General features: G+C 33.2%; 8 protein-coding genes. 6 read left to right on the top strand and 2 right to left on the bottom strand.

Annotation, left to right across the window (positions count from 1 at the left end):
- Positions 1 to 16: 16 nt before the first annotated feature.
- Positions 17 to 712 carry an ABC transporter ATP-binding protein gene (locus tag ACZZZT_RS14290; RefSeq protein WP_463460878.1) on the bottom strand — a complete coding sequence of 232 codons (696 nt, stop codon included), beginning with the start codon at positions 710 to 712 and terminating at the stop codon, positions 17 to 19.
- 919 nt (positions 713 to 1,631) lie between these two features.
- On the bottom strand, positions 1,632 to 2,234 hold the full coding sequence (locus tag ACZZZT_RS14295; RefSeq protein WP_463460879.1) for an RNA polymerase sigma factor: 603 nt from the start codon (positions 2,232 to 2,234) through the stop codon (positions 1,632 to 1,634).
- A 279-nt stretch (positions 2,235 to 2,513) separates the two neighbouring features.
- On the opposite strand from ACZZZT_RS14295, the gene ACZZZT_RS14300 reads away from it, so the two are divergent.
- The 6 genes from ACZZZT_RS14300 to ACZZZT_RS14325 all read left to right on the top strand — a co-directional run bounded on the left by ACZZZT_RS14300 (position 2,514) and on the right by ACZZZT_RS14325 (position 13,079).
- Entirely contained in the window at positions 2,514 to 3,665 is a 1,152-nt protein-coding gene (locus ACZZZT_RS14300) for a FecR family protein (protein WP_463460880.1), read from the top strand.
- 316 nt (positions 3,666 to 3,981) lie between these two features.
- Positions 3,982 to 7,518, top strand: a complete 3,537-nt coding sequence (locus ACZZZT_RS14305) for a SusC/RagA family TonB-linked outer membrane protein (protein ID WP_463460881.1) — start codon at positions 3,982 to 3,984, stop codon at positions 7,516 to 7,518.
- 17 nt (positions 7,519 to 7,535) lie between these two features.
- Positions 7,536 to 8,942, top strand: coding sequence for a RagB/SusD family nutrient uptake outer membrane protein (locus ACZZZT_RS14310; RefSeq protein ID WP_463460882.1), 1,407 nt, complete (start codon positions 7,536 to 7,538; stop codon positions 8,940 to 8,942).
- Positions 8,943 to 9,057: 115 nt separating this feature from the next.
- Positions 9,058 to 10,197, top strand: coding sequence for a redoxin domain-containing protein (locus ACZZZT_RS14315; protein ID WP_463460883.1), 1,140 nt, complete (start codon positions 9,058 to 9,060; stop codon positions 10,195 to 10,197).
- Between the two features lie 90 nt (positions 10,198 to 10,287).
- A complete protein-coding gene (locus tag ACZZZT_RS14320) occupies positions 10,288 to 10,626 on the top strand; it encodes an insulinase family protein (protein ID WP_463460884.1) in 339 nt (112 codons plus the stop codon).
- Entirely contained in the window at positions 10,590 to 13,079 is a 2,490-nt protein-coding gene (locus tag ACZZZT_RS14325) for a M16 family metallopeptidase (protein ID WP_463462438.1), read from the top strand. The genes ACZZZT_RS14320 and ACZZZT_RS14325 overlap by 37 nt, the downstream gene beginning before the upstream one ends.
- Positions 13,080 to 13,421 lie beyond the last annotated feature (342 nt).

The raw sequence follows: 13,421 nt of genomic DNA on the forward strand, positions 1-13,421 counted from the left end.
ATGGAAATCTTTCCTTTTAAACCGTTTGTAAATACAAATCTTCCAGTTCATTGGCCGAAATTTTTTCAGCTTCAATAACCGTTACCAGATTTCCCTGTTTCATAATTCCGATATGTGTTGCGACTTCTCGCGCTCTGAAAATATCGTGCGTTGCCATTAAAATCGCCGTTCCGTCTGCAGAAAGTTCTTTGAGGATTTGAGAGAATTCATTTGAAGCTTTTGGATCTAAACCACTTGTAGGTTCGTCTAATAAAAGCACTTTTGCTTTTTTGGCAATCGCAATCGCAATTCCCACTTTTTGTCGCATTCCTTTAGAATATCCTCCAAGATTTTGATCGTGAGCTTTGGTTTGCAAACCGGCTTTTGCTAGAAAATAAGTCAGTTCTCCGACAGAATAGTTAAATCCGGCAAGGGAAGAAAAGAATTTAAGGTTTTCTAAACCAGTAAGATTGGGATATAACATTACAGTTTCGGGAATGTAAGCCACATCTTTTTTTGTTTTTTCAGCATCGGTTACAACCGAAATATCATTGATTTTAATTTCTCCCTGCGTTGGTTTTATAAATCCAAGAAAAAGGTTTATTGTTGTCGTTTTTCCGGCACCATTTTGTCCCAAAAGAGCAAAAATTTCTCCTTTGTTAATTGTTAAATTCAAGCTGTTTAAGGCAATATTATCGCCGTATTTTTTAGTCAGATTTTCTGCTGTAAGCATGGTTTTATATTTGTTTGGGATTTAATTTTAATAATAAGATTATCGAATCAATAAACTTTATTAAAGCTTATTAATCAGTGTATTATATAAAAGTGGAGGTGTTGTTTACTAACGAATTAAGCAGTTTTCTTCAAGAGAGAAAACACATTTTGAGATTTTGTTCTATTCGCCAAAATAGAATTCATCAAAAAAATGAAATAGTGATACTCTTTGCTTTTAAATAAGGCAAAAGTTCATTCTAAATAAATTTCGTTAAGTAAACTAAAATAGAGTAGGAGGCGCTCGTAAAGCAAAGAGACTGCCCTTAAAAAATGTTGAAGTTTTTTTACTGTAGAAAAATACAGTTAAAGTTGAAACCTCTTGTTTGTGAAATGAAAAAGTATGAAATGAATTTGAAATAAAAGTACTAAATGTAAAATGACAAACAGGACAATTATTTTCTACACTATGACTGTGTGTAATTTGATTTTTATGAGCGCTGTATTTATGATCGCACGGTTTCTCTGTTAATTGCTTATAAACATGCTCATAAGAATGTATCGTTTGAAACAGCATGGCGAACAATACTGTCAACGACATTAAAAGATTAATTATTAAAAATTTCTTTTTCTTCATTCTTGATTTTGGAAAATATTTTTGTGGTAAATAACGCAACTTGGTTGCAAATATAGAAATAAATTAGAACTAGTTTTTTATTTTTTTTGGTTTGCCACGAATTGTACTAATTTGCACGAATTGATTTGGTAGTTTTTGCCACAGATTGAATGATTAAAATGATTTTTGTTTGCCACGAATTTCACGAATTTACACTAATTAATTCGTGATAATTCGTGATAATTCGTGAAATTCGTGGCAGAATATTTTTTTACAAAGATTAAATTAGTGGAAATTTGTGCATTCGGGACAAAAATGCTGTACTTTAATTTAATCCCAGTTTTTTCTTTTTTCCGAATAATAAAAACAGCACATTTTTTACTTTTTCTTCAAGAGAAGTACGCAAAATAGAGAAGGCTTTCGTGATTTGAGCTTCGACTGTTTTTACAGAGACGTCAAGATGTTCGGCAATCTCTATATTGGTTAAACCTTCTTTTTTGCTCAAAATAAAAACCTCTTTGCATTTTGGCGGCAAGTTTTGAATTTCTTTGTTTACAACATTTAAAACACGCTGAAATGATTCTGAATCATCTTCAAAAACAATAGAATTTAAAGCATCATAATACGATTTTTCCAGAGAAAACAACGATTGGTTTTTTCTGTACAAATCAATAAATTCATTGTAAACCAATTTATAAAGAAAACTTTTAAGGGCATGATCTGATTTTAATCTGGTGCGCTGTTCCCAAACTTTAATAAAAACATTTTGTACGATATCTTCGGCGCTGTAAATGTTTTTTACCAGACTGTTTGCATAAACGCAAAGTTTATGATGATAAGTATCGATTAAATAAGCATACGCTTTTTCATCTCCGTTTTTCAGAGCGTCAATTAGTACGTTGTTATCGTTATAATCATCATTTTTCATAGAAACAAATATATAAATTAATGGGTTTTAGGATTCATTTAGTAGCTTAATTTCGCTCAGAATCGGTGTTTTACCATTTTTTACTTGAATTTTATTACAAATAAAAAGGAGCAAAAAAGCAAAGATAAATCATTTACCTTATTATTTCTATTGAATTAGTATAGTTTTATTGAGAGAAAAGACTTGTGAAAAACATAAAATTCATCAAAATGAAAAAAACTTTATCAAATTGTTAGGGTTTTGTTTTTTGGCTTCGTAATAATATTAAAAATAACTAAAATGACAGTGAAAAAGTCAGAACGATTAATTGTAAAATACATCACCAATCAGGCCGATCAAAAAGAAATTGAAAAGTTAACAAAGTGGCTTGAAAAGGACGAGAACAAAATCACATTTAAAGAGTTTGTAAAAACAAATTATGCCGTTGATAAGGTCATGTACACTTTTGATTCAACGGAAGTGAAAAAACAATTATCCGAAAGAATTCAAAGTGAGAAAAATGTTTTCTATAAAAGAAGATTCTCCTCTTATTATAAATATGCAGCGATATTGATATTGGTTTTGGGTAGTTTTTATTTCTATACAAATTCGACTTTATTTCATCATAAAGATAATGTTGTGGTTCCGAGAGAAGATGATATTGTTTTACAATTTGGTAACGAATCAGAACAAACGATTGATCCGTCTGAAGAGAGAAATGTTACCGATAAATTTGGAAACATAATAGGAAAACAAAGCAAAAGCAAATTGGTTTATACAAATACCTTATCGAGCGGAGAATTGGTTTATAATACTTTGAAGATTCCGTACGGTAAAAAGTTTGAAGTTCAATTATCAGACGGAACCATTGTGCATTTGAACTCAGGAACATCGTTGCGATATCCGGTTCAGTTTATCAAAAATAAAAGCCGACAAGTTTTTCTAACCGGAGAAGCTTATTTTGAAGTTGCCAAAGATAAAGCGCATCCGTTTACGGTTAATACTCAGGAAGTTGATGTGGAAGTTTTGGGAACTAAATTCAACGTGAATTCGTATACAGAAGATACAAGCACCGATATTGTGTTGGTTGAAGGTAAAGTTTCGCTTTATAAAGGTCAAAAAACAAACGAAAATCAGGTTTATTTAACTCCGGGATTAAAAGGAACGAATGTAAAAGGACAATCGACAATTACAAAGGCAGAAGTAAATACAGATTATTATACGGCTTGGGTAAAAGGCAGTTTAGTATTTAAAAATGAATCTTTTGCGTCGATCATTAAAAAACTTGAACGTCATTACAATGTAACTTTCATCAACAGAAATAAAGCTTTAGGAAAAGAAATTTTTAACGCCCGTTTTGATAATGAACCTATAGAAGTGGTTTTAAAATATTTCAGCGACAGTTATGCTATTGATTATAAGATTGATGAAGATGAGATTGTGATTAGGTAGTTTGGTTAAGAGGAAAGAAGCAAGAAGCAAGAAGCAAGAGAATAGAAAATAGAAAATAGAATTAATACAGAATCTAAAATCTAAAATCAACAATCTAAAATTAAATAAGAATCTAAAATTTAAAAAACGCCTATGAAGCAAAAATCCCGCTAAAAGGATCGTGTTTAAAAAAGAACCGGAAAATGCGCCAACATTTTCCGGTAGATAAAAATGCGATCAGTTAATTAACCAACCACACTAAAAAACATTTAAAAGTATGAAAAAACTCTTGAACAAAATTAGGTTTGATAAGCCTTTTTTGAAATTTGATTTGAAAATGAAATTGACTACAATATTTTTATTGACCACTTTATCTGTAATGCACGCTGGGATTTCGTACTCACAAAAAGCGAAGATTTCTTTCAATGCAAACAATATGACTGTTGCAAAAGTGATTGAAAAGCTTGAGTATACTACAGATTACAGATTTGTTTACAATGTTAGATCTGTTGATCTTGATCGAACGATAGACATTAGTCTAACAAATGTTTCGATGGAAAATATTTTGAGCGTAATTTTTAATAATACGGGAACGGATTTTAAAATTTCGGGATCTCATATTATTCTAAGTGCCAAAAAAGCACCGGAAGAAACCAAACCCAAACCAGTTGTAAATGAAGCTCAGGATTTTATCGTAAAAGGTAGAGTTACAGACGAAAAAGGAATGCCTTTAGTAGGTGCCGCGATTTCTGATAACGGTTCGGGAAGAGGTGTGCAGACTGATTTTAATGGTGAATATCAGATTATTGCAGTTAGCAGTGAAACTACTCTGGCTTTTGCCTATTTAGGATTTGAGAGACAGGAAATAAAAGTTGAGGGCAGAAGTGTTATAAATGTTGTTTTGAAGGAAGATGTTCTGGAATTAGAAGGTCTTGTTTTAAAAACAGGTTATCAGGACATTAGTGCAGAAAAAGCGACAGGATCTTTTTCTAGTTTAAAAGCAAAGGATTTTCAGGAGCAACGTTTAAGTAGTTTAAATAACATTTTGGAAGGACGTATCGTTGGATATCAAAATGGAAAAATTCGTGGTACAACTACTATGACCGGTACAAGTACACCTTTATATGTTATTGATGGATTTCCGGTAGAGAATACAAAATTAACTCCTTATGCTACTATAGAAGAAAATTTGCCTAACCTGAATTTAGAAGATATTGAAACGATTACGGTTTTAAAAGATGCAGCTGCTTCTTCTATCTATGGTGCCCGTGCAGCTAATGGAGTTGTGGTAATTACAACTAAAAAAGCAAAAGCAGGAAAAACAAATATTTCATTTTCAAGTAATTTAACAATTACTCCCTATAGAAATTACACAGGAAACCTAACAGATTCTGCAGATATTATCAGTTTAGAAAGAGGATGGGCAGACGGAAACCCTAATTTAAAAACGGCTAATGCAAATACTTATTCACAATCATTGCTTAATAATGCTGTATTTACAAGTTTAGGAATGCAGACTATTTTAAATGGTTATGCAGGAAATATTTCGCAAACAGAAATGAATGGTCGTTTAGATCAGCTTGGCTCTCAAGGTTATAAATATTATGACGATGTAGCTAAATATGCTAAACGTGATCAATATTTTTTACAGCATAATCTTAGTTTAGGCAAAGCAACAGAAACAAATACTTTTAATGCTTCTTTGACATACAAAAGCAATCAGTTTGAAGATATGTATTCTGAAAACGAAACAGTTGGTCTTAACTTAAAAAACTCAACTGAGATTAACAGCTGGCTTTCTTTGGATTTAGGATCTTATACCAATTTTGGAAAAGGTGATACGCAAAGTTATCTGCCTACAAATCCAGCTTCTGTTCCAAATAATCCTGGATTTAAGTATCAGCCGTATAATCAATTGGTTAATAATGATGGTACTAATTTTGTTTCTACACCAGAATCCCGCTACAATGCTTTTACGCTAAATTCTATCAAAAACTATGGTCTTTATGGTATGAACATTACACCAATGGATGAGCTGGGAAGAAATCTTACAGAAAATAAAAGTTTCTTAAACCGAACATTTGCCAAGTTTAATGTAAAATTCAGTAATGCATTTACTTATAATGCTATGTTTCAATACGAATTTGGCTCAGATCGTGCAAACCAGTTATTTGATAAAGACTCGTATTACGTAAGAAGTGAGGTAAATAGTATGGTGACAATTGCCAATAACAAAGCAGTTTATAATTTGCCTTACGGAGATATTATAAAAAATACAGAGCAAATTACAAATGCTTATAATTTCCGCCAACAGTTAAATTTCAATAAAACTTTTAACGAAAAACATGATGTGTCTGCTATTGGAGGTATGGAAATTCGTCACACTAAGTTACAATTCAATACTAATACACGTTATGGTTATGATGCTCAGACTTTAGGTTTTGCACCGGTAAATCAGGCAGATCTTCTTAAAGTATACGGAAGTGTTTTTGGCGGATCTATGATACAAGACGATTTTTCATTAGAAAAAGAATTATTAAACCGTTACGTTTCTGTTTATGGAACAGGAGGTTATACTTATGATAAAAAGTATTCAGTATCAGGAAGTTTAAGATGGGACCGTTCTAATCTTTGGGGAACAGACAGCGAATATCAAAATAAGCCTACATGGTCTGCCGGAGCCGGATGGAATATCGATAAAGAATCATTCTTTACTGCTTCATGGGTAGACGCACTAAAAGTTCGTGTTTCTTATGGTATTGGTGGAAATATTGCTAAAGATTCTGCACCGTATTTAACAGCTTATTATAATTCTAATCCAAATGTTGGAGGTAATCAGGGGACAGTTAGCGCAAGACCAAATCCGGAATTATCCTGGGAAAAAACAACTACAACCAATGTTGGTTTAGATTTCTCCTTCTTCAAAAACAGATTAGGAGGAACTTTAGATTATTATAACAAAAAAGGCGAAAACTTATTAGCAAGCAGCCAGGGAATTCCAACAGAAGGATGGGGGTATTCTACTTATAAAATCAATAACGGAGAAATGACTAACAAAGGTATCGAAGTTAGTTTAAGAGGAACAATCATAAAAACACCTTCATTTTCCTGGGACGCGGCTGTTTTATATGCAAATAACAAAAACAACGTAGATTATGTAAATGTAAAAGCTCCTGTTTATTACCTGCAGTTAGATCATGCTGATTCTTTTCCAAGAGTAGGCACCAACTTTAATTCTATTTATGGCTATAAATGGGCAGGATTAAGCAGTACAGGAATTCCGCAAGTTTATGATGCTTCGGGAACAGCAGTAAAATACAATCCGGGACAATTAGAAGCGATTGAAGATTATGGTTCAACAGTTCCTACGCATAGCGGTTCATTCCATACTTCTGCTAATTATAAGAATTTCTCGCTTTCTGCACTTTTCATTTATGAGTTAGGACACAAGGTAAGAAATTCATTTCTTCCAATGCTAAATAATAGTTACAATGGAGCAGCAGGAGGTTACGTAACTGATATTACAGTAGTAAACAATCATATTGCCGATCGTTGGATGCAGCCTGGTGACGAAGCTTTTACAAATATTCCGAGAGCAGTTTACGAATATGATCCTGAATTTAATTCAGATTCCCGTACTATTTATTCGTATGCAGATATTAATATTCTGGATGCTTCAAATGTAAGGTTAAGCAACATTTCATTAGCGTACCAAATGCCGGCGGCACTTATTAAAAAAGTAAAACTAGACGGCATACGTTTCAATTTAAACGCAGAAAACGTATATACTTTTGCAAAAAGCAGAGATGCTAAGTTCATTTTAGGCGGTTTCACTTCTCCAAGTTTTGTTTTGGGTGTAAATGTTAATTTCTAATTTATAAAGACCAGACGATGAAAAATATATATAAAAAGATAGCGTGTTTATTAGCTTTAGGATTAACATTTGTCTCTTGCGAAGATTATTTGAGCGATGTTCCAAAAGGATCAAAATCACCAACAACATTAGCAGATTATGAAGCTTTTTTGCGTGACGAATACACGAATCACAGAGTTGATATTACCGGAGCGTCACAATTATTAAACGATCAGTATGTAACTGTTGCCTCTTTAGCAAGCAATAGATTGTATAATGCAAATTATATGTGGGACGAAAATGCAGATCGAATTGCATTGAAGGTATCAGACGAAACTGCTTATTATTCAAGTTATGCCGGAATTTCGACTTTTAATTTAATTATCGAAAATGCATTAACTACAACTAAAGCAACCGAAGCTGAACAAAGAATAGTCTGGGCAGAAGCAAAAGTATTGCGCGCCATGAATTATTTTAATCTGGTTAATTTTTATGCTGATACTTATGTCGCTTCTACAGCTTCTGTAAAATTATCAGTTCCGTTAATAACGAGTGCCAATATTAATGCACCAAACAAACAAGTTACAATTCAGGAAATGTATGATTTTATTCTGAATGATGTTAAAGACGCACTGCCATATTTGCCGAAAGTTTCTCAAACAGCTTTACATCCAAATTTGGGTGCCGGTTATGCGTTTTATGCAAGAGTTTATCTGCAAATGAATAATTATACAGAAGCCCTGAAATATGCAGATTTAGCATTAGCAGAAAACAATAAATTATACGACTGGATAGGCTATTACAATACAAATAAAGCCATTATTGATGCTCCAAATTCGTATACCACTACCATATCTCCAATGGGGTATAATTATGTAGAAAATTATACGTTTCGTCACGGTACTTTTTCTACTTTAACCACAGAAAACAGTATTCCGGTAGAACGTGCACAGCGTTTTGAAACTGGAGATGCCAAATTTATCTCTCGCTGGAAAATTTATACAGTGGGTGCAGAAACGTATTACAGAAGAACCTTATCCGGTGCTTTTAATTTTGGAGGCATCACAACTGTTGAAGTGTATTTGATTAAAGCCGAATGCCTTGCACGTGCAGGGCAAATTAGTGAGGCTTTGGATGTTTTAAATACAGTTCGTAAAACGCGTATTCTGCCAGCTTCTTATCAGGATATTTCGACTACTGATAAAACTACGGCTTTGAATGCTATTTTTAGAACAAAAAATAACGAACTTAATAACACGCTGATTCCTTTTGCAGATGCGCGTCGTTTAAATGCTGAAGGCGTTTATAAAGTAAGTTACACCAAAACAGCAAACGGAAATACTTACACATTATCATCAGAATCGCATTTATGGACAATGCCATTTCCGCTAGGCGCTACACAAAACCCAGGAAACGGAACGATAACGCAGAATGTAAGTAAGTAGTATTCAGTTTCAGCAACTTTGTCAAAGTTTTAAACTTTGACAAAGTTCTCAATCCGCGACTGAAAACCTAGACTGAACTGAGACTAAAAAAAATAATAAACACAAAAATAACAACATGAAAAGTACAATCTTAAAATCTGGTTTCGCTGCATTGGCAATGTTAACCGCACTTTCTTCATGCTCTAAAAAAGAAGAAGGATTTACTATTAACGGTACAATTGCCGGATTAGATAAAGGAACTGTTTATCTGGAAAATACAGATGAAAAAGGAAACAAAAAAATAGCAGATTCTGCTCAAATCAATAAAGAAGGAACTTTTACATTTACAGGAAAAGTTTCAGAACCATTATTATATACCATTAAATTAAAAGGAGAAGAGTATGGTGCATTTTTTCTTTTAGATAATGAAAGTATAAAAGTTGAAGCTAAAAAAGATTCTATTTTTAAAGCTAAAGTAAGCGGTGCAACGCAAAACGATATTTACAAGTCGTATTACAATAACGAATTCAAAAAAATACAAAGTATTGCCGGTCCTGTTTACAAATTATCAGATTCTTTAACCCAAAACGGAAAAGCAAAACTGACTGCTGAACAGCAAACGATGATGGATAAAAAGTGGAAAGATCTTCAAACTTTTGCAGATGGTTTAACCGATAAATTTATCAGAAAAAATAAAGATAAAATTGCTGCAGCTTTAGTAATTAATGACCGAATTGTATCATACGGAACTCCGGAACAGGTAAAAACGTATTACGCTGTTTTATCTCCGGAAGTACAAAAATCAGTTTACGGAAAACAGTTGAAAGAAGCAATCGATCTTAATGACAAAACCGCTGTTGGTGTAACTGCTCCGGAATTTTCTCAAACCGATGTAAACGGAAAAGTGGTTAAACTTTCAGATTACAAAGGAAAATATGTTTTAGTAGATTTCTGGGCAAGCTGGTGCGGTCCATGCCGAAAAGAAAACCCAAATGTGGTTGTAGCTTACAAAACCTACCATGACAAAGGATTTGATGTTTTAGGAGTTTCTTTGGATGATAAAAAGAATCTTTGGCAAAAAGCAATTGAAAAAGATGGTTTAACGTGGACACATGTTTCTGATTTAAAAGGATGGAAGAATGAAGCCGCTGTTTTATATGGCGTAAAATTAGTGCCAACAAATTATTTAATCGGACCTGACGGAAAAATCGTTGCTAAAAATCTTAGAGAAGAAGCGCTTCAGTCAAAATTGAAAGAAATTTTCAGTAAGTCTTAAATAATACAAAATAGGCAGTTAAACTTTCTCAAAGTTTTTAACTTTGAGAAAGTTATCACAATCTAAAAAACAACATATCAATCACAAAAAATGAAAAAATACATCTTTTTGGGCTACTGCTCATTAGCGTTTTGTACCTTAATTTCAGCGCAAAATAAATCTGTTAACTTTAAGAAAATAAAAGAGTTAGGTGGAATCGAAGAATATTTATATGAACCAAACGGTATGAATATTTTGCTTTTGCAGGATAATGCATCTCCGGTTGCAACCGTTCAAATTGTATATCGTGTAGGTTCTAAAAATGAAGTTTTAGGAAACACTGGCTCAACGCATCTTCTTGAACATTTAATGTTTAAAGGAACTACAGCTTTCAATAAAAAAACGGAAATACAATTACTGATGTTCTACAAAATACCGGAGCACAATTAAACGCTACAACCTGGTATGATCGTACCAATTATTTTGAAACTTTGCCAAGTGATAAAATTGGTTTGGCATTAGAAATCGAAGCCGACAGAATGCGTAATTCTTTATTATTAAAAGAAGATAAAGAAGCAGAAATGACAGTCGTTCGTAACGAATTTGAACGTGGCGAAAATGACCCAAATAGTTTATTGGACAAAGAAATCTGGGCTTCGGCATATATTGCACACCCGTATCATCATTCGACAATTGGCTGGAAATCAGATATTGAAAAAGCACCAATTGAAGTATTACGTAATTTTTATAACACTTATTACTGGCCGGATAACGCAACTTTGACCATTATTGGTGATTTTCAAAAAGAAAATGTTTTTCAGTTAGTTGAGAAATATTTCGGTAAAATTACCAAAGCGCCAAACAAAATGCCACAGCCGTATACAGAAGAACCTCAACAATATGGGCCTCGTAAAATTGTAGTTAAAAAACCGGGAGAATTGGGCGTTGTAAACAAAGCTTATAAAATTCCGGGTGCTTTACATGAAGATTTACCGGCTTTAAATATTTTGGGTGAAATTATTGGCTCGGGACCTTCGGCGATTTTAAACAAGACTTTTGTAGACAGCCGTATGGGAATTTACGCGTATGCCAGTGCAACGAACTTTAAAGAAGTGGGACTTTTTACCATTGGCGTTGGTTTTCCAACAACCTCAAAACATGAAGATATTGATGCTAAAATAAGTGAGGTTGTAGCTAAAATTCAAAAAGAAGGCGTAACGCAGGATGAAGTAAATCGTGTTGTGGCAAAAATTAGTGCCCAGACTATTTTAGCACGTGATGGTTCTGGTGTTATTGCATCAGAATTGAATGAAGCAATTGCTTCTGGTGACTGGACAGATTTTGTAACAGGAGTTGACCGACTAAAAAAAGTAACGCCTGCCGATGTGCAACGTGTGGCTCAAAAATATTTAGTTGAAGATCAAAGTACAACAGGATATTTTATTCCGAAACAATCAGGAAATCAAGGACAGGATCAGGCAAAAGCAGGGAATTTTATGCCAGAAAATGGTCCGTTTTATTATAGAGATTCAAATCATAATCATTTAGAAGAAAGTCATTCAGCTTTTTCATCGGAACAAAAAACTGCAAGAGAAGCTATTGATGAAAACATTGAAAATGCAATTGAAAAAGGAGCATCATCTTATAAAAGAGAAAAAATTGCCGGAATCGATGTGGTTTCTGTAAAAACTTCTGCCAAAGATTTTGTTACCGTTTCAGCAAGTATTTCATTAGGAAATTTTGCCAGTGAAACTAAAAATTCGATGATTCCTTCGTTAACAACATCCTTGTTATCAAAAGGAACTACGCTTAATGATAAATTCAAATTCTCTGAAAAACTTCAAAAATTAGGCGTAAACATTAATATTGGTGCATCAAATACGAAAATCAATATTGGTTTTAAATGTCTGAAAAAAGATCTGGATCAGGTTATTGTTCTATTGGCAGAAGAATTGCGTTCGCCATTATTTGACAAAACTGAATTTGAAAACCTGAAAATGCAATTTACCGGAAATACACAGCAAAACTTAAACGATCCGGGTGAAAGAGGAGATATTGCTTTATCACAGGCGATTTATGAAAAAGGAAATCCAAATTACAGTTTAAGTGTTGAAGAGGATTTAGCCAATATCAAAAATGCAACGCTTGATGAAGTAAAAGCATTTCATAAAAAATATTTCGGTCCTGCATCTATGCACTTTGTAATTGTGGGCGATACAGAAGGGGCAAACTTAGCTGCATCTTTAAAAAAATCATTTAAAAACTGGAATGGCGGTGTGACTGAAACATTGAAATTTAATGACACTCAAAAAGCAGCATCAAAAACAGAAGTGGTTACTATTCCTGAAAAACCAAGTGCCGAATTATTTATTGGGCAATACACAGGTTTAAAAAGAGCCGACGCAGATTATATTCCGTTTTACATTGCTAATTACACTTTAGGTGCCGGTTTTGCGGGACGTTTAATGCAGACTGTTCGTGATAATGATGGTTTAACATATAGTATTTCATCTGGTTTAGGCGGAAATATCACGACCGGAGGATATTGGTTTGTTAATGCATCATTTAACCCAACTTTATTTCAAAAAGGATTGGATGCCACTATGGTTCAGGTTGATAAATGGGTAAAAGACGGAATTACCACAGCAGAATTAGAGAACAAGAAAACCAATTTAATTGGAAGTTTTAAAGTAGGAATGTCAACTACAAACGGTATGGCCAGAACAATTTTGAGTTTTATCGAAAGAGGTTTAGAGCCAAATTATATCGAACAATATCCAAAAGATATCGAGAAAGTAACGTTGAAAGAAGTAAACGATGCTATCAGGAAATACATTCAGTTAGATAAAATGATTATCATTAAATCCGGGTCTCTTGATAAGGATGGTAAGCCTTTGCAATAAATAGCTTTTTTGTAATCCTCAAGTAACTTTGTCAAAGTTTTAAACTTTGACAAAGTTGTAGCACGCTGAACTCTGAAAACCTAAACAAAAATAAATTTTAATAGCAGTCTTTCATTTTTCATTTTAGAATCTGAATTAGTAAGCCATTTTCTATGAAAGACCATAAAGAGCTGTTTTGCCGACAGCTCTTTTAAAAAATACAATTTCTTTACATTTTACACGTAGACTTAAAATTCAATTTTGGAAGTTTCCGGAAAATCTAAATTTTTCGCTGAGCTTTTAAGATCTGTTGTTTTGGGCAAGGGCGACCTATGTCGTTTTTGAACCTATGTTTTTATGTAT

Source organism: Flavobacterium sp. AC274, assembly GCF_979258275.1.